Below are 23,734 nucleotides of genomic sequence, written 5' to 3' on the forward strand. Positions count from 1 at the left end.
AAATGCCGTTTTGAGAAATCTCAATCCCCGTTTCGATTTTTCGGGACCGGTGACTGCACCATTGCCCGCCCGCCGCGCCGTTCGGCAGGGTTTGGGGAACGTCAGAAGGAGCACACCCATGAAATCGCGCACCAAGGTCGTGGTGATCGGCGGCGGAATCGCCGGCTGTTCAACCCTGTATCACCTGACGCAAGAAGGCTGGAGCGACGTGGTTCTGGTGGAGCGAAACGAGCTGACATCCGGCACCACATGGCATTCGGCCGCACAGGTGACGAATTTCGGAATGAACCAGACGATGGTGGGGCTCAAGTCGCATTCGATCCGCCTGTACAAGGAACTGGCCGAGGACCCGGACTACCCGATCAACTACCACCATGGCGACGGCGGCATCCGGTTGGCCAACACCGAGGCGCAGATGCAGGGCTATCGCTATTTCGCTTCGATGGCGCGGGGGATGGACGTGCATTTCGAGGTGATCGACGCGCAGGAATGCGCCCGTCGCCACCCGCTCATTTCCACCGACAATCTGCTGGGCGGGTTGTGGGATCCGCTGGACGGGGACATCGACCCCGCCCAGCTGTGTCAGGCGCTGGCGCGGCGGGCGCGCAAGGCCGGGGCCGAAGTCTATCGCAACACGCCAGTCACGGCCCTGACCCAGCACAAAGACGACACCTGGACCGTTCATACCGAGCACGGCGACATCGACTGCGACATCGTGGTGAATGCCTGTGGCTACCGCGTGAACGAGGTTGGCGCGATGATGGGCGTGCACCATCCCGTGGCCTCGATGGAGCACCAGTATTTTTTGACCGAGGAAATCCCCGCGATCCGGGATGCCGGCCACCGCATGCCGCTGCTGCGCTGCCCGATCAGCGATTATTACTGCCGGCAGGAGAAGAACGGGCTGCTGCTGGGTTTCTACGAACAGGACTGCAAGACCTGGGGCATGGACGGGATCGACCCGAACTTCGTCAACGCGCTGTGCCCGGACGATCTGGATCGGGTGACCGATGTGCTGGAAGGCGCGTTTGCCCGCATGCCCGCCCTGATGGAGGCGGGGATCCACACGGTCGTCAACGGCCCGATCACCTACACGATCGACGGCGCTCCCCTAGTGGGACCGATCCCCGGCAAGCGTAACGCATTCTGCATCATCGGCCTGCGGGCCGGGCTAGGCGAGGGGGGCGGCCACGGCTGGCTGCTGGCCCAGCAGATCGTGCATGGCGAGGCCTGTTATGACACTTGGTGCCTCGACCCGCGCCGGTTCGCCGGGCACGCCAATGTCGAGCTGACCGCGCTGAAGGCGATCGAGGACTACCAGAACGAATTCCGCTTTCACTTTCCGCACGAACACCGTCCCGCCGGGCGGCCCGCCAAGACAACGCCGTTGACCCCGGTTCTGGCCGCCGAGGGCGCGGCGTTTACCGTGGTGAATGGTTGGGAGCGAGTCGAGTACATCAAGCCCACGCCCGATTTCACGCCGACGCTCAGTTTCGATTTTGACGAAACATTCGACGTGATCGCCGCCGAGGTCGCCAATGTGCAGCAGAATGTCGGGCTGGCCGAGGTCAACGGGTTCAACCGGATCGAGATTACCGGTGCCGACCGGCATGCGTTCCTCGACCGGATGATCTGCGGCGCGCTGCCCCGTCGACCAGGGCGGGTGGGATTGGCCTATCTGCTGAACCACAAGGGCATGGTCAAGGCCGAGGCGACCATTGCCAATCTGCCCGGAACCGACCGGGGGCCGGATCGGGTCTGGTACGGCTCGGCCGCAGCGGCCGAAGTGCATGACATGGATTGGCTGTCCCGGCACATCGCCCCCGACGAGGACGTGCAGTTGCGTAGCCTGACCAACGACCAGACCATCCTGGTTCTGGCCGGGCCACGGGCGCGTGACGTGCTGTCGGCCTGTTCGCGCGGGGATTGGTCGCGGGACGCCTTCCCGTGGCTCAGCGTTCGCGAGTGCTTTGTCGGGATCGCGCCCGCCACCGTGATGGGCGTCAGTTTCTCAGGTGAGCTGGCCTATGAGATCCATGTACCCAACGCCTCGCTCTACGCGGCCTATCTTGCGCTGCGACAGGCCGGACAGGCGTTTGGCCTGCAATTGTTTGGCGCGCGGGCGGTCGAGTCGATGCGGATGGAGAAGACTTTCCTGCATTGGAAGGCGGATCTGATCACGGAGTTCGACCCGTTTGAAACCGGGCTGAACCGCTTTGTCCGGCTGGACAAGCCGGAGTTCATCGGGCGCGCGGCGCTGATCGAACGGCAGGCCAACGGGCCGTCGCGCAAGTTGGTTGCGCTGCAAGTGCAGGCCACGCACGCGCCCGCGCATCCCGGCGCGTCGCTGATGGCCGGGGATCGGGTGGTTGGAACGGTGACCTCGGGCGACTGGGGGCATCGCACCGGGCTGAACCTGGCACATGCCTTTGTCGAGCCGCACCTGTCCACCGAAGGCAGCGAGATGATGCTGGACCTGTGTGGTGACAGGGTTCCGGTGCGGGTGATCCCTGCCTGCCCCTACGATCCCGACTTCACCCACATGCGCAGCTAAAGCGGGTGGCCAACATTCACCATTGCCCGAAAGCCAAAACTCTGTTTCGCTAGTTTCGATGAAATCGAAATTGCGGGAGGGTTTTGCCCCGTGTCCAAACCGCTGAGCCTGCGTTGGCTGGAGGTGTTTCGCCTGGTAGCCAAGTCTGGGTCGATTCAACAGGTGGCCTCGGAAACTGGCCTGTCGATCAGCACCGTGTCCAACCATCTGCGCAGTCTCGAAGACGCTTTGGGCGTCGGCCTCGTCGATCACGGTCGCCGTCCGATGAGCCTGACACCGGCTGGCGAGGTATTTTCGCGTTATGTACGGGATGGCCTGACCGTGTTGAAGCGGGGCGAGGCCGAGATCCGGTCTGGCAACTGGCGCCACGCCACCGATCTGCGGCTGGCCCTGGTGGATGATTTCGACAACCAGATCGCGCCCGAACTGATCCGGTTCCTAGCCCATGCGCTGCCGCGCTGCAATTTCCGGCATTTCACACGGCCCAGCCACGAGATCATCGAGAAATTGCAGGAACACAAGCTGGACGCAGGTGTGGCGACCCGACCGCCGGGCGGCACGCAGGGGCTGATCGAGTACCCACTTCTGCGTGATCCGTTCATCGTGATCGTGCCCGAGAAGTTCAAGGGAGACATTCAGGACCTGTTCTCGCCCCATTCCGACCTGCCGCTGCTGCGGTATTCGCGTGACTACACGATCGGCAAGCAGATCGAGATCCAGCTGACGCGCAACAAGTACAACCTGCCCAACCGGTTCGAGTTGGAATGCAACCAGTCGATCATGGGGCTGGTGGCAGAAGGCAGCGGATGGGCGATCACCACCGCTGGATGCTTCCACCGGGCGCATCGCTATCATGACTCGGTCCGGGCAACGCCTTTTCCGGGTCGAAACTTTGTCAGGATCGTTTCCCTGTTCACGACCGAGGTCTATCCGGACACCACCTCAAAACTGATCCACAAGGCCCTCAGCAGCTTGATCCGGCAGTATTTTACCGAGCCGATGTGCAAACGGCATTTGTGGCTGAAGGGTGATTTCCGGACGATGGAAGACCAGGCCGCCTGATCCAGTCACACGGATCACACCGAGTTGGCAGGACCCAGGGACTGCCGTTTGACGATATGCGTGTACAGGTGTTCACCGGCAGCGGGGGCCCTTTTTTCAACCATTTCGATCAATGCCTTGGCGGCCTTTCCACCCATTTCCCGATGCGGCACATGCACGGTCGTCAGCGCCGGGCGCAGGATCCGGGCCAGTTCGATGTCATCGAACCCGGTGATCGAGACATCCTGCGGCACTTTCAGCCCCATATCCTGAGCCCTGAGCATGGCGCCAGCGGCCAGAACATCGTTGCCGCACATGACAGCAGTCGGTGGCATGTCTTGCGACATGAGATCCGCGAACGCTTCGGCGCCGTTTTCGATCTCGTACGGGGTCTCGATGACCTGAAGCACCTGCGGGTCAAGCCCGTGCTGCCGAACAGCGTCGCGCACCCCGTCCAGTCGAAGGCGCGCGCGGTCGTTGCCGTGAGTGATGCCGGATATCACCGCAAGCCGAATGTGCCCGAGGTCGAGGACCCTTTTCGCCAGCTCGTACATGGCCGCCCGGTTGTCGAAACCGATGGAGGGCAGACGCCCGTCCGGGGAAAACGACCACGCAACCAGCGCCGGAATATCGCGGCGTTGAAGGAATTCGTAAATGTGCGGCGCCCGGTCGTGACCGATCAGCAGCAGGCCATCGGCGCCGCGGGCGACCAGAGTTCGGATCTGCTCTTCTTCGGTTGCCGGTTTGTAGGCCGAACTTGACACCAGAAGCGTGTATCCATGTTGGTGCAGCTCTTCCTGAAAGGCCTGCAGACCGCGCGCAAAGATGGCGTTTTCCATCGTCGGGATGATCGCGCCGATGGTAAACGTGCGCTTGGCTGCCATGACCCGAGCCGCGAAATTCGGTGTATAGCCTAGGGCCTCGATCGCCGACTGCACGCGTTTGCGGGTCGCTTCGACCACCCTGTCCGGGGTGTTGATGCAACGCGAAACCGTAGCCGTGGAAACGCCCGCCTTTCTGGCAACGTCATCCAATGTCGGGGCGGCTTTCTGCTTTGGCATTTCCGAACCTGATCTTCGTTTTATTCAATTCTATCCGGTTCCATTTGGGGTTGAAAGTCGAAATGTAAACGCTTGCATTTTTCATGTAAGCGCTTACAAATGTAGCCAGAGCCGATTCCATTCTAGGTCCCGAACATGTTTCTTGCCGCATCCGCCATCGTCTTCGTCGTCTATTTCGCGAACGTGGCGCTGGGTGCGTTTGCAGGCCGCGCGTTTCTTGGGGATGTGGGTGAGATGTTGGTTCTGTTCGCGGCGTCGATCCTGTTCGTTGTCGCAATTCTGAAAAAAGAGGCCGAACGCGAGGAGAACGGCGGCTGAATTTTTCCAATGGGAGGGCAATCAATGAACAAAGATCAAATGGAACTGGCGTCAGCTGAACGCCGCAATTTCCTGAAACTCAGTGCCAGTGGCGCGTTCACGGCCGCACTGGTGGCGGGCGCAAGCGGCGTGTTGTGGTCATCCGAGGCTGCGGCGCAGACCGCGAAGGAGGAAAAGGAGCGCGAACAAGCTGCCGAGCATGTGATGACGGTGGCCACGGCCTATGTTTTGGGCGCCTCGCGCAGCTATCCGATCATGCAGCTGGATCTGAAGGAGAACATCCAGAACGCAACCAACGGCAAAGTCTATGTCAAGCTGGCCCCGGGCGGGCAGCTGGGCGCGGGCGGCGCGTTGGTGCAGAAGGTGCAGGGCGGAACCATCCAGGCCGCGCAGCATTCGCTGTCGAACTTCGCACCCTTCGCTTCGACCGTGGACCTGATCAACATGCCGTATCTGTGCGGCTCGAATCAGCGGTTCACCAATCTGGTGCATTCCGACACCTGGAAGAACGAAGTGCACCCCAAGGTCGAGGCCGCAGGCTTTAAGGCGCTGTTCTATGTCGTGATCGACCCGCGCGTTGTGGCTGTACGCCAGGGCGGAAATGCCATCATTACCCCCTCGGACATGAGCGGCGTGAAATTCCGCGTGCCCGGGTCCAAGATGCTGCAGCAGTATTATCGCATGGTCGGTGCCAACCCGACGCCCGTTGCCTGGGGTGAGACCCCCTCGGCCATCAAGCAGGGTGTGGCGGATGCGCTCGACCCGTCGGTCGGTGCGCTTTATGTGTTTGGCTTCAAGGACATTCTGTCTCACGTCACCTTCACCCAGGCGGTGCCGGACAGCCAGGTCTATTCCTGCAACCTGGAATGGTTCAACTCGATGCCGGCCGATGTGCAAGAGGGCATCATGTGGGGCTCGGAGATGACCAGCCATCAGAACCTTGCCAAGGTGCCCTCGGCCCGCGCCTATGCCATGGCCGAGCTGAACAAGGCCGGGGTCGAGTTCCATTCTTTGACCGACGATCAACTGGCCGAGTGGCAGGAGGCCGGCGGTTATCAGCGGTCGGAATGGGACCCCTTCAAGACCGAGTTGGCCGGATCGATGGACGCCTTCGAAAAGCTGGTCGAAGCGGCCGGCACCCAAGGCAAATACTACGTCCACGACGCCTGATACGGACCGGGTGGGCGCCGGACGTGCGCCCGCCTTTTCCAGACCTGCACGGCCTGATCCTTCAGGCCCATCCCCCCCAGCCTTGCCGAGGGAAGCGATGTCGTTACTCAAAACCATAGACCGCAACGCCGAACGCTGGCTGCTGCTGGTGTTCTACGTGATGCTCGTCATCACGATGGCGATCGAGGTGCTGCGGCGCGAGATCTTCGCCTATTCCTCGATCTGGGGCGAGGAGATCGTCCGCTATTCCTTCATCTATCTGGCCTGGGTCGGCGCTGCGGCGGCGGTCAAGGAACGCGCCCATATCCGGATCGACGTGATCATGCATTACCTCGGCCCGCGGCCCAAGGCGGTGCTGTATATCTTCGGTGATCTGGTGATGTTCGCGGTGGCGGTCATCGCGCTCTACTGGTCCTACGAGGCGGTGCATGTCTCGGCCAAGTTCGGCTCGGTCACTGACGGGCTGCGGGTGTCGAAGGTTTGGTTCCTAATGGCGGTGCCTATGGGCTTTGCCCTGATGATCTGGCGCCTGATCCAATCGTTGATGAACGACATCAAAAGCCTTCGTGACGGCACGCCCGTCTTTGAAGGCGATAAGCTGTTTGACTGAGGAGAAACCGGATGCTGTGGAGTTCTCTCAACCAAACAGTCGAACTGGGCTGGGATTTCTACCTGCCCGTGATCCTGTTCGTCGGCCTGATCGCGCTGGCGGTTCCGGTCTGGGCCGCGATCGGCTCGGCCGCGATCGTGATGCTGATTATGTCGGGCGACCTGCCGCTGAGCCTTGTGGGCGAAAGCCTGTTCACGGGCATCGACGCCTTTGCCCTGACTGCGGTGCCGCTGTTCATCCTGACCGGTGACGTGCTGGTGCGCACTGGGCTGTCTCGCAAGTTTCTGGACGTGGCCGAGGCGCTGACCTGTTTTGCCAAGGGCGGGTTCGGTTCGGCCACGGTTCTGGTCTGCGGCATGTTCGCAGCCATTTCGGGGTCTGACGCGGCGGGGGCGGCGGCAGTGGGTCGGATGACGATCAACAGACTGGTCGAAAGCGGCTATCCGCGCCCCTATGCCTGTGCGCTGGTGGCGGCGGGGGCCTGTACCGGGATCCTGATCCCGCCCTCGATCGCCTATATCATCATCGGGCTCGTGCTGGGCATCTCGGCCTCGACCCTGTTCCTGGCCGCTCTGATCCCGGGGCTGGCGATCCTGATCTCGATCCTCGTGACCAACATCATCATGAACCGTCTCTATGGCTATGAGGGCGGCGGCATGATGACCATGGGCGAATGGCTGGCCAATCTGGGCAAGGCGTTGAAATCGGGCTGGTATGCCTTCATCGTGCCGGGCATCATCTTCTATGGCATCTTCTCGGGTCGCCTGACCCCGACCGAGGCGGGCGCGACTGCCGTTGTCGTCACCATCATCATGGGGTTCATCCTGCGGACGCTGACGCTGGCGGACTTCCCGTCGATGCTGGTCAGCTCGGCCAAGGTGAACGGGGTGATCCTGCCGATCATCGCTTTCTCGGCCCCGCTCGCCGAGGCGTTGGCGATCATGGGCGTGCCGCAGGGCTTCGTGGCCTCGGTGACCTCGCTGACCGAGGATCCCTTCCTGCTGATCCTGCTGATGATCGGCATTCTGATCGCGGCCGGCTGCGTCATGGAGACGACACCGAATATCGTCATCCTTGCCCCGATCCTGAAACCGCTGGCGGACAATATCGGCATGAACGAGATCCAGTTCTGCATCATGATGATCACCGCACTGGGCGTTGGCTTCATCACGCCGCCGCTGGGGCTGAACCTGTTCGTGGTGTCGGGGATCACGGGTGAATCCATCCTCAAGATCGCAGCCCGCGCCGTGCCCTTCGTGCTGACCATGCTGATCGTCGTCATCCTGATCGCCTACGTTCCGGCGCTGTCGACCACTTTGCTTCCTGAAATCTACCAATAGGATCTTCTGAACATGTCGCGTGAATACCTCAAGAAGGCCACCCTGACCGCACAATCCCACGCGTCCGAGGTGCATGACACGGTCAAGACCATCCTGGCCGACATCGAGGCCGGCGGAGACGCCAAGGCGCTGGAATACGCGGCCAAATTCGACAAGTTCGAGGGCAACGTGCTGATGACACCCGAGGAAATCGACGCCGCCTGCGCCCGGGTGCCGGAAAAGCTCAAGGCCGATATCCGCTTTGCCCAGGACAACGTGCGCCGCTTTGCCGAGGCGCAGAAGGCCACCGTGTCGGATGTGCAGCTGGAAATCGTGCCGGGCTTTATCGCGGGTCAAAAGGCCATCCCGGTCGATGCGGCGGGCTGCTATGTGCCCGGCGGGCGGTATAGCCACATCGCCAGCGCCATCATGACCGTGACCACCGCCAAAGTGGCGGGGTGCCGTCACATCACCGCCTGTTCGCCGCCCCGCCCGGGTGAGGGCGTGGCCCCGGCGATCGTCTACGCTGCCCATATCAGCGGCGCTGACAGCATCCTGGCCATGGGGGGCGTGCAAGGTGTGGCCGCCATGGCCTATGGCCTGTTCGGGCTGCCGCGCGCCAACATCCTTGTGGGGCCGGGCAACCAGTTCGTGGCCGAGGCCAAGCGCATTCTGTACGGCAAGGTCGGCATCGACATGATCGCCGGCCCGACCGACAGCCTGATCCTGGCGGATGCCACGGCCGATCCCTTCGTCGTCGCCACCGACCTGGTCAGCCAGGCCGAGCATGGCTACAACTCGCCCGTCTGGCTGGTGACCGATGACCGCGATCTGGCGACCCGGGTGATGGATCTGGTTCCGACCCTGATCGCCGATCTGCCCGAGCTGAACCGCGACAACGCTGCCGCCGCCTGGCGCGACTATGCCGAGGTGATCCTGTGCGCGGACCGCGAAGAGATGGCCGCGTGTTCAGACGACTACGCCCCCGAGCATCTGACCGTGCAGGCCGCGGATCTGGATTGGTGGCTGGATCGCCTGACCTGCTATGGCTCGTTGTTCCTGGGCGAAGAAACGACCGTGTCCTATGGCGACAAGGCCACCGGTACGAACCACGTCCTGCCCACCTCGGGCGCGGCCAGCTATACCGGCGGGCTGAGCGTGCACAAATACATGAAAATCGTCACCTGGCAGCGGGCCACGCGCGAGGGCTCGAAACCCATCGCCGAGGCGACCGCGCGGATCTCGCGGCTGGAAGGGATGGAGGGCCACGCCCGCGCCGCCGATGTGCGTCTGGCCAAGTATTTCCCGGACGAAAACTTTGACCTGACCGCAGATGAATGACCCCCGCGACCTGTTCAATCTGACCGGCCGGGTGGCCTGCGTCACGGGCGCCAGTTCGGGTCTGGGCCGGCGCGTTGCGCAGGTGCTGGCGGCTGCGGGCGCGCGGGTGGTGGGCGTTGCCCGCCGGGCCGAGGCACTGGCCGAGTTGCAGGCCGAGATCGGTTCAAGCGCTGCGGTGGTCGCAGGTGACGTAGCCGACCGAAGTGGCTTGCCATCGTTGGTCGAACAAATCTCGGCCCCGTTCGGCGCGCCGGATATCGTGGTTCATGCCGCCGGGGTGAACACGCGACAGGCCGCTGATGATGTCACGCCGGAAGGCTGGGACGCGACGCTGGGCCTGAACCTTGGTGCGCCGTTCTTCCTCAGCCAAGCCATGGTGCCCGCGATGAAGGCGCGCGGTTGGGGTCGGATCGTGAATTTCGCCTCGCTGCAGACGACGCGGGCTTTTCCCGGCGGGATCGCCTACGGGGCCAGCAAGGGCGGGATCGCCCAGCTGACCCGCGCCATGGCCGAAGCCTGGTCGCCGCACGGGATCACCGCCAACGCCATCGGCCCGGGCTTCTTTCCGACCGAGCTGACGAAGGCGGTGTTCGATGACACCGCCCGCGCGGCCCGCAACGCGGCGCAGACCTGCATCGGTCGCAATGGCCGCATGGACGACATCGACGGGCCGATCCTTTTTCTGTGCGCGCAGGCATCTGACTATGTCACCGGGCAGATCCTGATGGTTGACGGGGGGTTCACGGCGAAATGAAGGCTCTGGTCTATGAAGGCGTCGAACACCTGGCCTACCGTGACGTACCGGACGCTGCGCCGCAACCCGGCGAGCAACTGATCCGGGTCGAGGCCGTCGGGATCTGCGGGTCCGACATGCATGCATATCTGGGCCATGATGCGCGCCGCCCGGCGCCCTTGATCCTGGGGCACGAGGCGGCGGGAACAGTGATCGGCGGTCCCAAGGCCGGAACGCGGGTCACGATCAATCCTCTGTTGACTTGCGGGCAGTGTCCGGCCTGCAAGGCAGAGCGCGAAAACCTGTGCCCCGACCGTCAGATCATCTCGATGCCCCCGCGCGAAGGTGCCTTTGCCCAATATGTTTCGATGCCTTGGGGCAACCTGGTTGAGGTGCCGGATCACGTTCCCTTTGCCAAGGCCGCCCTGGCCGAGCCGCTGGCCGTCAGCTGGCACGCCGCACGCCTCGCGCTCGAGGCGCTGCACCCGGCAATGCAGCGTCGTGCGCTGGTGATCGGGGGTGGGGCGATTGGCCTTGCGGCGGCGCTGGCTTTGCGAGCGATGAATGTCGTGGATGTGACCGTGGTCGAACCCAACGACCTGCGGCGGACGTTCTTGCAAGGGCTGGATTGCGCCAAGGTCGTGCCCGAAGCGCAAGGCGATTTCCCGATCGTGGTCGACGCCGTGGGCTTTGCCGCCACCCGTGCGGTGGCATCGGAACGAGCCCGACCCGGCGGGGTGATCGCGCATGTGGGCCTGGGCGAGGACACCGGTGGGCTGGACGTGCGGCGCATGACCCTGCAAGAGATCACCTTCATCGGAACCTATACCTATACCGCGCAGGATTTCCGTCAGACCGCCCAGGCCATTTTTGACGGCGCACTGGGTCCTCTGGACTGGATCGAAGAACGCGATCTGGCCGATGGCGCCCGCGCCTTTGCCCAGCTACGCTCGGGCGAGGTCGCGGTTCCGAAAATCGTGCTGTCCCCGTGGGCCTGACCGCCCGGAACTGGAGGTAAACATGTATAAAAAAATTCTTGTCCCCATGGCGCTTGATCACGGCATTTCGCCGCAAACGCTCGAGATCGCCCGTGCCTTGGGCGGCGGATCCGCCGAGATCGTGGCTCTGCATGTCTATGAGATGCCTCAGGGCTCGGTCAGCGTCTATCTGGACAAGGATGCCGTGGCCGAAGGCTTTGCCCGGGCCCGCGAAGTCCTGATGGAAAAGCTGAAAGGCCTGCCGGATGTAAAGCCCGAACTGGTCAAGGGCCACACCGCGCGCACGATCATCGACTATGCCAATGACCACGGGTTCGATTGCGTCGTCATCGGCTCGCACCGGCCCGGCCTGACCGACTATTTCCTTGGCTCCACCGCGTCGCGCGTGGTGCGGCATGCAAAATGTGCCGTCCACGTCCACCGCAGGGCCTGACCCGTCCATCGCGCCCTCGGCGCCCCAACCCAGGAACAGAAGATTGGACATGAACATAGACAAGAAGATCACCGAAGATCTGGTGGCCAACGACATCTCGTTCGTCACCACGGTGCCGTGCAAGCAACTGGCCGGCGTCATCGCCGAGATCGACGCCCATGACGCCATCTACCACATCCCCTCGAACAAAGAGGACGAGGGCATGGGCCTGTGCGCCGGGGCCTGGATGGGCGGCAAGCGACCCGCGATCATCATGCAGAACACCGCGATCGGGGTCACGATCAACACGTTGGCGACGCTGATCCAGTATTACCGGATGCCGCTGCCGATGCTGATCTCGTATCGGGGCGAACTGCGCGAGCCCATCGCCTGCCAGGTCGAGATGGCCGTTCACACCAAGGCCCTGCTGGCGCAGATGCACATCCCGACCTACCATTTCCACCATCAGGAAGACGTGGCCGAGCTGGATGCGATCCTGAAATACACCTTCATGTGCAACAAGCCCGTCGCGATCCTGACCGACGCCAATTTCTGGGGAGGCTATGGCGACCAATGATCCGTTCTGAAATCCTGAAGGAAATCGCCCCGATCCTGCGCGACCAACTAGTCGTGTGCAACATCGGCATCCCCAGCCAGGAACTGCATGCCATCGACGATCAGCCCACCAATTTCTACATGCTGGGCACGATGGGGCTGGCCTCGAGCATCGGTCTGGGGCTGGCGCTGGCCCAGCCAAAACCGGTGATCGTCATCGACGGCGACGGCTCGATCCTGACCAATCTGGGGACCCTGCCGACTATCGCCAACAACGTGGCCGACAACTATATCCTGCTGATCATCGACAACGGCTCCTACGGCTCGACCGGTGATCAGCCGACCTATGCGGGGCAGAAGACCTCGCTGGCCAAGATGGCCGAAGCGGCGGGCTGCGAGCGCGTGATCGAATGCCAGGCCGAAGAGACCGGCCGCGTGCTGCAAGAGGCGCTGGACACCCGCCAGATGACCATCATCGTCAGCAAATGTGAAAGCGGAAACGCCAAGATGCCGCCGATCACGATGGACCCGGTCGTCATCCGCGACCGCTTCATGAAGGCCGTTCAGGCCTGATGGGCGCAAGCGCCATCCACAGCGCCGAAGATGCCCGACGGTTGGCCCGGCGGCGTCTGCCGTGGATGGTGTTCGACTATATCGACGGGGCCGCCGGGTCCGAGGCCGGCGCCCGGCGCACCCGAGCGGCGCTGGACGCGATGACCCTGCGGCCCCGAATCCTGCGCGATGTCAGTACCCGGTCTCTGGCGACCCGCGTGTTCGGGCAACCGGCCAACAGGCCCTTCGGCATTGCGCCCATGGGCATGTGCAACCTGTCCGCACCGGGCGCCGACCTGATGCTGGCGCGGCTGGCGGCGCAATACCGGGTGCCGTTGGGCGTTTCCACGGTGGCCTCGACACCGATGGAGGTGCTGATCGAAGAGGCCCGGGGCCATGCCTGGTTTCAGCTGTATTTCAGCGGCGATGGCAGCGGCACGTTCAAGCTGGTCGATCGGGCAAAGGCCGCGGGCTACAAGACCCTGATCCTTACGGTTGACGTGCCCGAAGTCGGCCGCCGCCCGCGCGAACTGCGCCACGGCTTCCGCATGCCGTTCCGGATCGGGCCACGGCAGTTTCTGGATTTTGCGCTGCATCCGCGCTGGTCGATCTCGACCCTGCTGCAGGGCAAGCCGCAGATGGCGAATTTCCTGATGGAGGGGTTCGCGTTCGACCGCACCGAAAGCCGTGCAAAGGCCGATTGGGACACGCTGGCGCGGTTGCGGGACCGGTGGCCGGGCAAGCTGGTGGTCAAGGGCGTACTGGATGTTGAAGACGCGGTTGCGCTGAAGGCTGCCGGTGTCGACGCCATTCAGGTCTCGAGCCACGGCGCCCGTCAGTTGGAGAGCGCGCCCGCGCCGATCTCGGTCCTGCCGCAAATACGGGCGGCGGTCGGCGAAGACTATCCGCTGTTCTACGACAGCGGCCTGCGGTCGGGTGAAGATGCGCTCAAGGCGCTGATGGCTGGTGCCGATTTCCTGTTCTTTGGGCGTGTCCTGCAATTCGCCATCGCGGCGGGCGGCGAGGCCGCCCTGCACCGTTTGTGGGAGGTACTGTCCGAGGAGATGGACATCGCCATGGCCCAGATCGGTGTCACCTCGCTGCGCGGGCTTCGAGGTGGCCGGGGCCAGTGAAAGACCGGCGCGCCGAACGCGCCGGTCGGCCGTCAAACGCCGTCAGCCGAAGACGCGACCCAACGCGCCATCCACGGCGTCGGTGATCTGGTCAATGTCGTCTGCCGTTGCGATCAGCGCGGGCGAGAAGCACAGCGTGTTGTTCTTGCCCGGCACCGAGCGGTTGGTGACGCCGATGATCACGCCCTGCGCCATGCAGTCGGCCACGACCGCCTGGGCCAGTTTCTCGTTCACCGGTTCCTTGGTCGCACGATCCGCCACCAGTTCGGCCCCCAGGAACAGGCCCTTGCCGCGCACGTCGCCGATGACCTTGTGCTTGTCCATCAGCGCCCGCAGGTTGCCCATCATGCGATCTCCCATGGCGGCGCAATTGGCCAACAGGTTCTCGTCTTCGATGATGCGCATGTTCTCGATCGCCGCCGCCGGCCCTGCGGTGCAGCCGCCAAAGGTCGAGATGTCGCGGAAGTAGTTCATCGGATCGTCGGCATTGTCCTTGAACATGTCAAAGACTTCTTCGGTGGTCACCATGCAGGCAATCGCCGCATAGCCCGAGGCCACGCCTTTGGCCATGGTCACGAAATCGGGTTTCACGCCATATTGCTGGTACCCAAACCAGGTGCCGGTGCGGCCCACGCCGCAGACGACCTCGTCGATATGCAGCAGGATGTCGTATTTCTTGCAGATCTCCTGCACGCGCTGCCAATAGCCCTCGGGCGCTTCGATCACGCCGCCGCCGGCGGTTACCGGCTCAAGGCACAGCGCGCCCACGGTGTCGGGGCCTTCGCGCAGGATTACGGCTTCGATCTGATCGGCGGCCCATTCGCCAAAGTTCTCGTCAGGTGCGCCGTCCAGTTCGTGCTTGCGGTATTCCATGCAGTGCGGAACGCGTACGAAATCTGGCGCGAAGGGGCCGTATTGCGCATTGCGCTCGTCCTGGCCGCCCGCCGACATCGCGGCCAAGGTCGAGCCGTGATAGTCGCGGTCGCGATACAGGATCTTGGTCTTCTTGCCGCCGTATTTCTTGTGCGCGATCTGGCGGACCATCTTGAAGGCCTTCTCGTTCGCCTCGGACCCCGAATTGGTGTAGTAGACCCGGCTCATGCCCGGCATCTTCTCGATCAGCTTCTCGGCAAAGATCGCGCCAGGGATCGAGCCCGCCGACTGGGCGAAATAGCACAGCTTCATCAACTGGTCGTAGACGGCCTTGCAGATGGATTCGCGGCCATAGCCAACGTTCACTGTCCAGACACCGCCCGAGACGGCATCCAGGTGTTCCTTGCCCTTTTGATCCCAGACGCGCATGCCCTTGCCTTCGACGATAATGCGCGGATCGTTCGTCTCAAACGGCTTGTGCTGGATCAGGTGGTGCCAGATATGGGCGCGGTCGGCCTCGACCACGCGGGAAAGATCGTTTTCGTTGAACGTGCCGTCCATGACATGTCCTTTCACTAAGATGCGACGCGCAGGAATCACGAGACCCGGCGGGCGCGGATGAACCAGATACCGCAGATCAGCCCGAAAGCCCGGTACGCAGTAGGGCCAGATTACCCGATCGCGTAGCTCCAGTATATTCGCCGCACGTAGTTTTACGGGTTTGTTTTGCGGCAACCTTTGTGCTCAATACGAAAAATCCGACGATTTGGGGAGGAGAGGCGGATGGCGACCCACAACATCTATCAGCGCGATCTGGACAAGTGCCGGGCCAATTTCACGGCCCTGTCCCCGCTCAGCTATATCGAGCGGACGGCAGCCGTTTACCCTGACTATCCGGCCGTGGTTTATGGCGACCGACGCTACAGCTGGGCGCAGACCTATGCGCGTTGCCGCCGGTTGGCCAGCGCGCTGGCCGCGGGTGGGGTGGGCACGGGCGATACGGTATCGATCATCGCCGCCAACATCCCCGAAATGTACGAGGCCCATTTCGGCGTGCCAATGGCAGGCGCGGTGTTGAACGCGATCAACACAAGGCTGGACGCACCGATCATCGCCTTCATCCTGAACCACGCCGAATCCAAGGTGCTGCTGGTCGATCCCGAATTCTCGGGCGTGGTGAAGCAGGCGCTGGAGCAGGTTGATCACGACATTCTGGTCATCGACATCGAGGATCCGAGTTTCGATGGTGGTGAAAAACTGGGCGCGCTGACCTATGACGCCCTACTGGCCGAGGGCGACCCGGAATTCGACTGGTCGCTGCCGCAGGACGAGTGGGACGCTATCACGCTGAACTATACCTCGGGCACCACTGGCAACCCCAAGGGTGTCGTATATCACCACCGTGGCGCGGCGCTGAATGCCACGTCGAACATCCTGACATGGGGTATGCCGCAGCATTCGGTCTATCTGTGGACGCTGCCGATGTTCCACTGCAACGGCTGGTGTTTCCCCTGGACCATGGCCGCGAATGCGGGCACGTCCGTGTGCCTACGTGCCGTGCGGGATGAGCCGATCTACAAGGCCTTCCGGGACGAGAAGGTCACGCACTTCTGCGGCGCGCCCATCGTTCTGAACATGCTGGCCAACGCGCCCGATCACCTCAAGGACTTCGATCATGAGATCAAGGTGATGACCGCAGGCGCCCCGCCCCCCGCCGCGGTGATCGCCGCGATGGAGGGGATGGGCATCGAGGTCACCCATGTCTATGGCCTGACCGAGACCTACGGGCCGTCGGTCGTCTGCGCGTGGAAGGACGAATGGAATGACAAGCCCGCCGAGGAACGCGCCGCGCTCAAGGTGCGGCAGGGGGTGAAATACGTCGCCCTGTCCGGGCTGATGGTGGCCGATCCGGAAACGCTCGAACCGGTGCCGGCCGATGGCGAGACCATGGGCGAGATCTTCATGCAGGGCAACATCGTGATGAAAGGGTATCTCAAGAACCCCGAGGCCACGCAGAAAGCCTTTCGCGGCGGCTGGTTCGCCTCGGGCGATCTGGGGGTGATGCATCCCGACGGCTATATCGCGCTGAAGGACCGGTCAAAGGACATCATCATTTCGGGGGGCGAAAACATCTCGTCGGTCGAGGTCGAGGATATCCTCTACAAGCACCCCGCCGTGATGGAGGCCGCCGTGGTCGCCAAACCGGACGAGAAATGGGGCGAGACGCCTTGCGCTTTTGTCGAACTGAAGCCGGACGCCGAGGCGACCGAGGCCGATCTGATCGCGTTTTGCCGCGACCACATGGCCCATTTCAAGGCACCCAAGACGGTGGTGTTCGGCGCCTTGCCAAAGACATCGACGGGCAAGATCCAGAAATTCAAGCTCAGGGAACAGGCGCGGGCGCTTGGCTAGGCGCCCAGCCGGTCAAAGATCGACAGGTCCAGGTCCAGCATCTCGCCCATCCAGATCGCCCGGTCGCGATGGTCGGGCAGGTGCTCGCCGGTTTCGGGGTGGGTGAACACGGTCAGCCCCTGCCGGTTCAGCATCAGCCACGGGATCACCTTGTCGAAGGAATCGGCGGCAAAGCTCAACTGGCAGCTCCAGCGCGGGTGGGGGCCGACATTGCGGCTGTGCATGTGGCCCATCTGGGCGGGGAACAGGCGTGCAGCCTCCTCGCAGACACGGCGGGCGGTGTCCTGCGTTTCGGCGTCGAAATAGACATGGGCGTGATAGCCGGTGATCTGTGGCATCGGGGGTCTCGTGCGGTGATTTCCGGCACAAGGCTAGGCCCGATCGGCGCCGGTGCACAGACGCATCGGCACACAGACCCTGTGCGCGGCTCAGCCTGGCGCGTGGGCGTCCGGGTGGGCCGCTGCAAAGGCGGGGTGGTCGGCACAGGTCGCCTCGACCGCCAGAATGCGCGGCATGTCCGACAGATCGACCTGCCAGCGCCGGGCGTTGTACATCTGCGGGATCAGGCACAGATCGGCCAGCCCGGGCGCCGGTCCCGTGCAATAGGGGGCTTGTTCGAACTCGGCCAGCATCGCCTCAAAGGCCATCAGGCCGGGGCGGATGAAATGGCGCATCCAGTCGCCGGGCATGTCGCCCCGTCCGCCGCTCAACTGCGTGGCGTGGCGGGCGACCTTCAGGTTGCAGACCGGGTGCAGATCCACCGCAATGGCATGGGCCAGCGCCTGCGCCTTGGCCCGCGCAACCGGTTTGTCCGGCAGCAGGTTCAAGGCCCGCGTCCGGTCGAGATAGTCCAGAATGGCCAGCGACTGGGTCAGCTGCACGCCGTCGATTTCGAGCACCGGCACAAAGCCCTGCGGGTTTCGGGCCAGATGCGCGGGCGCGGTCTGCTCGCCCTTGACCAGATCGACGGTCTGCGCGCGATAGGCGATCCCGGCCAGGTTCAACGCGATGCGCACCCGGTAGCTGGCCGAGGACCGCCAGTAGTCATACAGGACGACGTCGCTCATCGGGCTTTGGCCGCGTTGATTGCCTGTTTCAGGATGGTCCGGTCACCGATGTGATTGGCCAGCACCAGCACCAGCCGCGCATTCAGCGCATCGCTTTCGGCCTTGTCCAGACCGTCGTGCGCGGCCAGCAGATCGGCATAGAAATCATCCGCGCCGTCGATATTCGGGGTGAGGATCAGTTCATCCATTGTGCCTACTCCTTGCCGATGGCCCGGCGGATCGCCTGCCGGAACGCGTTTTCTTCATAGCTGTCGCGCCGCGCCGCCACATGCTGGTCGGGCCGGATCAGATAGACCGCGCCTGCCGCGTCGCCCAGATACCGCCGCTTCAGCGCCAGCGTCCGGTCATCCTTGACCGACAGCGCCAGCCGCTCGACCATCACGCCCTCTTCCTCGATCCTGTCTGGGGCGTCGGCGTCGATGGTCAACAGGGTGAACTTGCCCGCCAGCTTGGGCAACAGGAACGCATCCCCCAGCGGAGCATCGGGGCAGGGCGAGCCGGGGCGCGTTTCGGCCGGACCATTCAGCGCATCGGCCGAATTCAGCGGCGAGCCGTCATAAGTGCAGGGCACGCTCAGCCGGCCGGAATTCACCAGCGGGCGGGCGAACTCGTAATGTTCGCTCAGGTCCAGAACTGCGTCGCGCAGGATGCGCGACATTTCCGATTTCGGCGTGATGAAATCGGTCGAGCGGGTCGAGTTCAGGATGTTCTCGTCCGCGCCATGGATGCGCTCGACATCATAGCTATCCAGCAGTCTGTCGGGCGCGGTGCCGTCAAGGACCATCTTCAGCTTCCAACACAGGTTGTCGGTGTCCTGCAGGCCCGAATTGGCCCCACGCGCGCCGAAGGGGCTGACCTGATGGGCGCTGTCGCCAGCAAACAGGACGCGGCCGTGGCGGAATTTCTCCATCCGGCGGCACTGGAAGGTATAGATGCTGACCCATTCCAGCTCGAACTGGACGTCCTCGCCCAGCATCGCCTTGAGGCGCGGGATCACGTTTTCGGGGCGCTTTTCCCGTTCCTTGTCGATGTCCCAGCCCAGTTGCAGGTCGATGCGCCAGACGTTGTCGGGCTGTTTGTGCAGCAGCGCCGACTGGCCGCGGTTGAAGGGCGGGTCGAACCAGAACCAGCGCTCGGACGGGAAATCGGCCTCCATGACCACATCGGCGATCAGGAAGTTGTCCTCGAACACGCGGCCCACGAAATCCAGCCCCAGCATCCGGCGGGTGGGTGAGTTTGCCCCGTCACAGGCGATCAGCCAGTCCGCCTCGACGGTGTACGACCCCTCGGGCGTTTCCACCTCGAGCTTGACGTGGTCGTCATGGGTGCCGATCGCCTCGACCTTGTTGCGGCCACGGATCTCGATCGGTACGCCCTGGGCCTGTAACTCGCGGACCCGTTCGACCATGAACTGCTCAAAGTAGTATTGCTGAAGGTTGATGAAGGCCGGATGGGCATAGCCCTCATCGGGCTGCAGGTTGAATTCATAGACCTTGCGGTCGTCGAAAAACACCCTGCCCGTGTTCCACAGCACGCCCTTGTCCACCATCGGGCGGGCGCAACCCAGCCGGTCGGCGATTTCCAGCGTGCGCTGGGCGAAACAGATTGCGCGGCTGCCGAAACTGACCTTGTCGTTGTCGTCCAGCACCACCACCTCGACGCCCTGCTGGGCCAGATCGATGGCGGCAGCCAGCCCGACCGGGCCCGCGCCGATCACGATCACCTGATGCCGCACCGGGGTGGGGGCATCCTGATCGGGGCTGCGGGCATAGGCATAGAGCGGCTGTTCAAAAATCTTGTTCATGGGCTCTCTCCCCAAGTTCTGTGCGCCGGGCGCACAACCTCCGCCCACCGGCGCGGGGCGCCGATGGCTCTCCTCCATGGTTGCATCGTTTTCAGGCCGGCGACACGATCTGGATCAAGTCGCCGGGCCATTTCTTAGCCCTGCAGGGCCTCCCACATCTCCAGATCGCGCTGGGCGGTCCAGATGCGCGGGGTGTCGATGCCGCGCGCCTCGTCATAGGCACGGGCCACGTTGAAGGGCAGGCAGTGCTCGTAGATGGCATAGTCCGAGAATTTCGGATCGCACTCCGCCCGCACTGCGTCCCAGGCCTCTTTCAGGCTGCCGCCGCGCGCGGCCACCTTTGCCGCCGGGCGATAGGTGCTTTCGACGAAGTCGCGGGTGTTCTCGATGGCGGCATTCACCATTTCCTTGCCGACCAGCGCATCGCCGCGCCCCGGCGCGATGGCATCCACGTCGAACCACTGGATCTGATCCAGCGTGTCGCCCCAGTCGCCGAAATGCCCGTCGCCGCAATAGCAGGCCGAGTGATATTCGACGATGTCGCCGGTGAACATCACGTTCTGGTCGGGCACGTGGATCACGATGTCGCCGGCCGTATGCGCCCGCCCCAGATGCATCAGATCGACCCGGCGGTTGCCCAGATAGACCGTCATCGTATCGCTGAACGTGGTGGTGGGCCAGGTCAGGCCGGGGATGCTTTCATGCCCTTCGAACAGGCGCGGAAAGCGCTGGAACTCGCTGTCCCAGTCCTCTTGACCGCGCTCGACGACCATGGCGCGGGCCATGTCCGACATGATGATCTGTTGCGCGCCGAAGGCGCTGGCGCCCAGCACGCGGACCGCGTGGTAATGGGTCAGCGCCACATGGGTGATCGGCTTGTCGGTTACGGACCGGATGCAGTCGATCACCTTCTGCGCCAGGCGCGGCGTGGCCTGGGCCTCGACCACCATCACGCTGTCATCGCCGATGATCACGCCCGAGTTCGGGTCGCCCTCGGCGGTGAAGGCGTACAGACCTTCACCCACCTCGGTGAACGAGATTTTCTTTTCGGTCATGTCCCCCTGGGACGCGAATGCCTTGGCCATGTGGCGCTCCTTATCGTGCGTATGGGTCTTCAAGGGCGGGCAGCACCGTGCCGGTGCAGTCGCCGAAGCCGATCGTGTAGCCGTCGCCCCGGGCGGCGCCTTTGAGGGTCAGCGTGTCGCCGTCCTCGATGAAGCTGCGGGTTTCTCCGGTCTCCAGCGTGATCGGCTCCTTGCCGCCCCAGCTGAGTTCCAGCAATGAGCCGCGGCTGTCCTTCGTCGGCCCCGAGATGGTGCCCGAGCCGAGCAGGTCGCCCACGTTCATCGGGCAGCCCGAAGTGGTGTGGTGCGCCAGTTGCTGCGCCGAGGAATAATACATTTCCTTGTAGTTGGTGCGGGCGATGGTGGTCGCCGGTTTGCCCTCGGGCGCCATCGTCACCTCCAGCTCGATGTCATAGAGCATCGGGCCACAATCCTTGAGGTGATCCAGCAGTTCGACCTCGCGTGCGGGCGTGTCGCAGCGGAAGGGGTCCAGCGCGGCCTTGGTCACGATCCAGGGCGAAATCGAGGTGGCGGTGGCCTTGGCCTGGAACGGGCCAAGCGGCTGGTACTCCCACGCTTGGATGTCGCGCGCCGACCAGTCGTTCAGCAGGACATAGCCGAAGATGTGATCGTCGGCCTCCTGCACCGTGATAGGCCCGTCGGACGGGGTGCCGACGATGGCGCCCATCTCCAGCTCGATGTCGAAACGACGGCTGGGCAGGAAGGCGGGGCGGTCGTGATCGGGCGATTTCAGCTGTCCCCACGGGCGGCGGATATCGGTGCCCGAGACCACCACCGACGAGGCCCGGCCGTTGTAGCCGATGGGGATGTGCAGCCAGTTGGGCGGCAGCGCGTTTTCCGGGCCGCGGAACATGGTGCCGACGTTGGTGGCGTGGTGCTTGCCCGCGTAGAAATCGGTGTATTCGCTGACGGCAAAGGGCATGTGCAGTTGGGCCTCGGCTTGCGGAGCCAGCAGCGGTTCGACCTTGTCCTGTTCTTTCGACCCCTTCGCCAGCATGGCAGTCAGCCGCTCGCGCAGCGCGGCCCAGACGGCCGGCCCCTGTTCCATTAGCGGGTTCCAGAAGGGCAGGTCGAACAGCGGCTCGTCGCCCAGCGTAATCAGCCCTTCGGCCTCGGCGGCGGACACGTCAAGGATCATGTCCCCGATGGCCACACCGCAGCGCGGCTCGGACCCTGCGGTCGAAAAGACGCCATAAGGCAGGTTGTTCAGCGGAAAAGGGTGGTTCGCGTCATTGGCCGAGGCCACCCAAGATTTCATCAAAGGCATTGCGTTTCCTTGTGCGGTGCGGTGGCCGTGGGGCCACCGGTGTCATTTCTTGCCGGGCGTGCCGTCGAATTTCTTTTCCAGGTCCGTCCAGCAATCGATGTAGTCATCCTGCAGCGGCGCCTCGTTCGCGGCAAAGGCGGTCAGGTGCTGCGGGAAGCGGGTCTCGAACATGAAGGACATGGTGTTGTCCAACTTGTCCGGCCCCAGATTGGCGTTGGACGCCTTTTCAAAGGCTTCCTTGTCGGGCCCATGCGGGATCATCATGTTGTGCAGGCTCATGCCGCCCGGCACGAAGCCCTGCGGCTTGGCGTCGTACTGGCCATAGATATTGCCCATCAGCTCGGACATGATGTTCTTGTGGTACCACGGCGGGCGGAACGTGTCCTCCATCACCATCCAGCGTTCGCGGAACAGGACGAAATCGATATTGGCCGTGCCCGGTACGCCCGAAGGCGCGGTCAGCACGGTAAAGATTGACGGATCGGGGTGGTCGAACAGGATGGCTCCGACCGGGCAATAGGTGCGCAGGTCGTATTTGTACGGCGCGTAGTTGCCGTGCCAAGCCACCACGTCCAGCGGGCTGTGGCCGATCTTGGTGGTGTGGAACTGGCCGCACCACTTGATCGTCACGGTCGAGGGCACTTCGCGGTCTTCGAACGCGGCCACGGGTGCCTTGAAGTCACGCGGATTGGCCATGCAGTTGGCGCCGATCGGGCCGCGGCCCGGCAGCTCGAATTTCTGGCCGTAGTTCTCGCAGACGAAGCCTCGGCAGGGGCCTTCCAGCACCTCGACCCGGTACACCAGTCCGCGCGGGATGATGGCGATCTCCTTGGGTTCCAGGTCGATGATGCCCAACTCGGTCGCAAAGCGCAGGCGGCCTTCCTGCGGCACCACCAGCAGCTCGGAATCGGCCGAGAAGAAATAGTCGTCCACCATCGATTCGGTGACCAGATAGATATGGCTGGCCATGCCGACCTGGGTGTTCACGTCCCCGGCGGTGGTCATGGTGCGCATGCCAGTCAGCCAGGTCAGCGGTTGGTCGGAATGGGGCACCGCGTCCCAGCGGTACTGGCCCAGGCTGATCACGTCCGGATCGACATTCGGGGCGCTTTTCCAATACGGCAGGTCGATCTTTTCATAGCGGTGCGAATGCTTGACCGACGGCCGGATGCGATAGCACCAGGTGCGCTCGGGCGGGTTGGCGGTGAAGGCGGTGCCGCTGAGCTGTTCGCCGTAAAGGCCATAGTTGCATTTCTGCGGGCTGTTCATGCCCTGCGGTAGTGCGCCCGGCAGCGCCTCGGTTTCAAAGTCATTTCCAAAGCCGGGCATATAGCCTGCGTGGGTGCCAACGGGCGTGCTGGCTTGGGTCAGAGCGTGCGGGTCAGTCGGACGATTCATCGGGGTTCCTCCGTTTGCTGCTTGTCGGATA

23 protein-coding genes are annotated in these 23,734 nt (G+C 63.4%); 14 read left to right on the forward strand and 9 right to left on the reverse strand.

The annotated features are described in order from the left end of the window. The first annotated feature begins 118 nt into the window (after positions 1-118). Both AC2FNS_RS10725 and AC2FNS_RS10730 read left to right on the forward strand, forming a co-directional pair. Entirely contained in the window at positions 119-2,554 is a 2,436-nt protein-coding gene (locus AC2FNS_RS10725) for a GcvT family protein (protein ID WP_496711184.1), read from the forward strand. 90 nt (positions 2,555-2,644) lie between these two features. After that, on the forward strand, positions 2,645-3,616 hold the full coding sequence (locus tag AC2FNS_RS10730; protein WP_496679415.1) for a LysR family transcriptional regulator: 972 nt from the start codon (positions 2,645-2,647) through the stop codon (positions 3,614-3,616). 14 nt (positions 3,617-3,630) lie between these two features. Here AC2FNS_RS10730 and AC2FNS_RS10735 read toward each other — a convergent pair whose 3' ends face one another. Further along, positions 3,631-4,656 carry a LacI family DNA-binding transcriptional regulator gene (locus AC2FNS_RS10735; RefSeq protein ID WP_496679413.1) on the reverse strand — a complete coding sequence of 342 codons (1,026 nt, stop codon included), beginning with the start codon at positions 4,654-4,656 and terminating at the stop codon, positions 3,631-3,633. 135 nt (positions 4,657-4,791) lie between these two features. Between AC2FNS_RS10735 and AC2FNS_RS10740 the strand changes: the two genes are divergently transcribed. The 11 genes from AC2FNS_RS10740 to AC2FNS_RS10790 all read left to right on the forward strand — a co-directional run bounded on the left by AC2FNS_RS10740 (position 4,792) and on the right by AC2FNS_RS10790 (position 13,797). After that, positions 4,792-4,974: a hypothetical protein gene (locus AC2FNS_RS10740; protein WP_170365134.1), complete on the forward strand. Its 183-nt coding sequence runs from the start codon at positions 4,792-4,794 to the stop codon at positions 4,972-4,974. A gap of 24 nt (positions 4,975-4,998) precedes the next feature. Beyond that, positions 4,999-6,144 (forward strand): TRAP transporter substrate-binding protein, encoded by a 1,146-nt coding sequence (locus AC2FNS_RS10745; protein ID WP_170444244.1) that lies wholly within the window; start codon positions 4,999-5,001, stop codon positions 6,142-6,144. A 97-nt stretch (positions 6,145-6,241) separates the two neighbouring features. Continuing rightward, entirely contained in the window at positions 6,242-6,754 is a 513-nt protein-coding gene (locus AC2FNS_RS10750; RefSeq protein ID WP_496679409.1) for a TRAP transporter small permease, read from the forward strand. A gap of 11 nt (positions 6,755-6,765) precedes the next feature. Further along, positions 6,766-8,094 (forward strand): TRAP transporter large permease, encoded by a 1,329-nt coding sequence (locus AC2FNS_RS10755; protein WP_496679407.1) that lies wholly within the window; start codon positions 6,766-6,768, stop codon positions 8,092-8,094. 12 nt (positions 8,095-8,106) lie between these two features. Next, positions 8,107-9,414, forward strand: a complete 1,308-nt coding sequence (hisD, locus tag AC2FNS_RS10760) for a histidinol dehydrogenase (protein WP_496803841.1) — start codon at positions 8,107-8,109, stop codon at positions 9,412-9,414. Continuing rightward, positions 9,407-10,168 (forward strand): SDR family NAD(P)-dependent oxidoreductase, encoded by a 762-nt coding sequence (locus AC2FNS_RS10765; protein WP_496679401.1) that lies wholly within the window; start codon positions 9,407-9,409, stop codon positions 10,166-10,168. The genes hisD and AC2FNS_RS10765 overlap by 8 nt, the downstream gene beginning before the upstream one ends. Then, on the forward strand, positions 10,165-11,145 hold the full coding sequence (locus AC2FNS_RS10770; protein WP_496803842.1) for a zinc-dependent alcohol dehydrogenase: 981 nt from the start codon (positions 10,165-10,167) through the stop codon (positions 11,143-11,145). Before AC2FNS_RS10765 ends, AC2FNS_RS10770 begins: the two co-directional genes overlap by 4 nt. A gap of 22 nt (positions 11,146-11,167) precedes the next feature. Then, positions 11,168-11,578, forward strand: a complete 411-nt coding sequence (locus AC2FNS_RS10775; RefSeq protein WP_149776325.1) for a universal stress protein — start codon at positions 11,168-11,170, stop codon at positions 11,576-11,578. Positions 11,579-11,627: 49 nt separating this feature from the next. Beyond that, the gene (gene comD / locus AC2FNS_RS10780) at positions 11,628-12,134 is read left to right on the forward strand and encodes a sulfopyruvate decarboxylase subunit alpha (RefSeq protein WP_496679396.1); all 507 of its coding nucleotides are present in this window, start codon (positions 11,628-11,630) and stop codon (positions 12,132-12,134) included. Beyond that, positions 12,131-12,685 carry a sulfopyruvate decarboxylase subunit beta gene (gene comE / locus AC2FNS_RS10785; RefSeq protein WP_496803843.1) on the forward strand — a complete coding sequence of 185 codons (555 nt, stop codon included), beginning with the start codon at positions 12,131-12,133 and terminating at the stop codon, positions 12,683-12,685. Before comD ends, comE begins: the two co-directional genes overlap by 4 nt. Further along, on the forward strand, positions 12,685-13,797 hold the full coding sequence (locus AC2FNS_RS10790) for an alpha-hydroxy acid oxidase (RefSeq protein ID WP_496803844.1): 1,113 nt from the start codon (positions 12,685-12,687) through the stop codon (positions 13,795-13,797). The genes comE and AC2FNS_RS10790 overlap by 1 nt, the downstream gene beginning before the upstream one ends. A 42-nt stretch (positions 13,798-13,839) precedes the next feature. On the opposite strand, the gene AC2FNS_RS10795 is transcribed toward AC2FNS_RS10790, so the two are convergent. Continuing rightward, positions 13,840-15,231 carry an aminotransferase family protein gene (locus AC2FNS_RS10795; protein ID WP_496688722.1) on the reverse strand — a complete coding sequence of 464 codons (1,392 nt, stop codon included), beginning with the start codon at positions 15,229-15,231 and terminating at the stop codon, positions 13,840-13,842. A 222-nt stretch (positions 15,232-15,453) separates the two neighbouring features. Here AC2FNS_RS10795 and AC2FNS_RS10800 point away from each other — a divergent pair, with 222 nt between their 5' ends. Further along, entirely contained in the window at positions 15,454-17,082 is a 1,629-nt protein-coding gene (locus tag AC2FNS_RS10800) for an acyl-CoA synthetase (protein WP_496711191.1), read from the forward strand. On the opposite strand, the gene AC2FNS_RS10805 is transcribed toward AC2FNS_RS10800, so the two are convergent. The 7 genes from AC2FNS_RS10805 to hmgA form a co-directional block, all read right to left on the reverse strand. Then, a complete protein-coding gene (locus tag AC2FNS_RS10805) occupies positions 17,079-17,420 on the reverse strand; it encodes a DOPA 4,5-dioxygenase family protein (RefSeq protein ID WP_496711192.1) in 342 nt (113 codons plus the stop codon). The genes AC2FNS_RS10800 and AC2FNS_RS10805 overlap by 4 nt on opposite strands. A 90-nt stretch (positions 17,421-17,510) precedes the next feature. After that, complete coding sequence (gene maiA / locus AC2FNS_RS10810; protein WP_496711193.1) at positions 17,511-18,149, reverse strand: maleylacetoacetate isomerase; 639 nt, start codon at positions 18,147-18,149, stop codon at positions 17,511-17,513. Beyond that, positions 18,146-18,337: a DUF2783 domain-containing protein gene (locus AC2FNS_RS10815; RefSeq protein ID WP_496711194.1), complete on the reverse strand. Its 192-nt coding sequence runs from the start codon at positions 18,335-18,337 to the stop codon at positions 18,146-18,148. Before AC2FNS_RS10815 ends, maiA begins: the two co-directional genes overlap by 4 nt. 5 nt (positions 18,338-18,342) lie before the next feature. Then, entirely contained in the window at positions 18,343-19,953 is a 1,611-nt protein-coding gene (locus AC2FNS_RS10820) for an FAD-dependent oxidoreductase (RefSeq protein ID WP_496711195.1), read from the reverse strand. 134 nt (positions 19,954-20,087) lie between these two features. Beyond that, positions 20,088-21,038, reverse strand: coding sequence for an MBL fold metallo-hydrolase (locus AC2FNS_RS10825; RefSeq protein WP_496688732.1), 951 nt, complete (start codon positions 21,036-21,038; stop codon positions 20,088-20,090). Between the two features lie 10 nt (positions 21,039-21,048). Next, positions 21,049-22,305 carry a fumarylacetoacetase gene (gene fahA, locus AC2FNS_RS10830; protein ID WP_496711196.1) on the reverse strand — a complete coding sequence of 419 codons (1,257 nt, stop codon included), beginning with the start codon at positions 22,303-22,305 and terminating at the stop codon, positions 21,049-21,051. 42 nt (positions 22,306-22,347) lie between these two features. Further along, positions 22,348-23,703, reverse strand: a complete 1,356-nt coding sequence (gene hmgA, locus AC2FNS_RS10835; RefSeq protein ID WP_149776335.1) for a homogentisate 1,2-dioxygenase — start codon at positions 23,701-23,703, stop codon at positions 22,348-22,350. Positions 23,704-23,734: the final 31 nt, after the last annotated feature.

The sequence above is a fragment of the Ruegeria sp. BHSA191 genome, from assembly GCF_059613325.1.

Bases quoted from the DNA above. Each gene is read 5' to 3' on its own strand.
- AC2FNS_RS10755 (WP_496679407.1), top strand. From the start codon at position 6,766: ATGCTGTGGAGTTCTCTCAACCAAACAGTCGAACTGGGCTGGGATTTC.
- AC2FNS_RS10825 (WP_496688732.1), bottom strand. From the start codon at position 21,038: ATGGCCAAGGCATTCGCGTCCCAGGGGGACATGACCGAAAAGAAAATC.
- AC2FNS_RS10815 (WP_496711194.1), bottom strand. From the start codon at position 18,337: ATGGATGAACTGATCCTCACCCCGAATATCGACGGCGCGGATGATTTC.
- maiA (WP_496711193.1), bottom strand. From the start codon at position 18,149: ATGAGCGACGTCGTCCTGTATGACTACTGGCGGTCCTCGGCCAGCTAC.
- AC2FNS_RS10795 (WP_496688722.1), bottom strand. From the start codon at position 15,231: ATGGACGGCACGTTCAACGAAAACGATCTTTCCCGCGTGGTCGAGGCC.
- AC2FNS_RS10790 (WP_496803844.1), top strand. From the start codon at position 12,685: ATGGGCGCAAGCGCCATCCACAGCGCCGAAGATGCCCGACGGTTGGCC.
- hmgA (WP_149776335.1), bottom strand. From the start codon at position 23,703: ATGAATCGTCCGACTGACCCGCACGCTCTGACCCAAGCCAGCACGCCC.
- comE (WP_496803843.1), top strand. From the start codon at position 12,131: ATGATCCGTTCTGAAATCCTGAAGGAAATCGCCCCGATCCTGCGCGAC.
- fahA (WP_496711196.1), bottom strand. From the start codon at position 22,305: ATGCCTTTGATGAAATCTTGGGTGGCCTCGGCCAATGACGCGAACCAC.
- AC2FNS_RS10750 (WP_496679409.1), top strand. From the start codon at position 6,242: ATGTCGTTACTCAAAACCATAGACCGCAACGCCGAACGCTGGCTGCTG.
- AC2FNS_RS10740 (WP_170365134.1), top strand. From the start codon at position 4,792: ATGTTTCTTGCCGCATCCGCCATCGTCTTCGTCGTCTATTTCGCGAAC.
- hisD (WP_496803841.1), top strand. From the start codon at position 8,107: ATGTCGCGTGAATACCTCAAGAAGGCCACCCTGACCGCACAATCCCAC.
- AC2FNS_RS10745 (WP_170444244.1), top strand. From the start codon at position 4,999: ATGAACAAAGATCAAATGGAACTGGCGTCAGCTGAACGCCGCAATTTC.
- AC2FNS_RS10770 (WP_496803842.1), top strand. From the start codon at position 10,165: ATGAAGGCTCTGGTCTATGAAGGCGTCGAACACCTGGCCTACCGTGAC.
- AC2FNS_RS10765 (WP_496679401.1), top strand. From the start codon at position 9,407: ATGAATGACCCCCGCGACCTGTTCAATCTGACCGGCCGGGTGGCCTGC.
- AC2FNS_RS10775 (WP_149776325.1), top strand. From the start codon at position 11,168: ATGTATAAAAAAATTCTTGTCCCCATGGCGCTTGATCACGGCATTTCG.
- comD (WP_496679396.1), top strand. From the start codon at position 11,628: ATGAACATAGACAAGAAGATCACCGAAGATCTGGTGGCCAACGACATC.
- AC2FNS_RS10805 (WP_496711192.1), bottom strand. From the start codon at position 17,420: ATGCCACAGATCACCGGCTATCACGCCCATGTCTATTTCGACGCCGAA.
- AC2FNS_RS10725 (WP_496711184.1), top strand. From the start codon at position 119: ATGAAATCGCGCACCAAGGTCGTGGTGATCGGCGGCGGAATCGCCGGC.
- AC2FNS_RS10735 (WP_496679413.1), bottom strand. From the start codon at position 4,656: ATGCCAAAGCAGAAAGCCGCCCCGACATTGGATGACGTTGCCAGAAAG.
- AC2FNS_RS10800 (WP_496711191.1), top strand. From the start codon at position 15,454: ATGGCGACCCACAACATCTATCAGCGCGATCTGGACAAGTGCCGGGCC.
- AC2FNS_RS10820 (WP_496711195.1), bottom strand. From the start codon at position 19,953: ATGAACAAGATTTTTGAACAGCCGCTCTATGCCTATGCCCGCAGCCCC.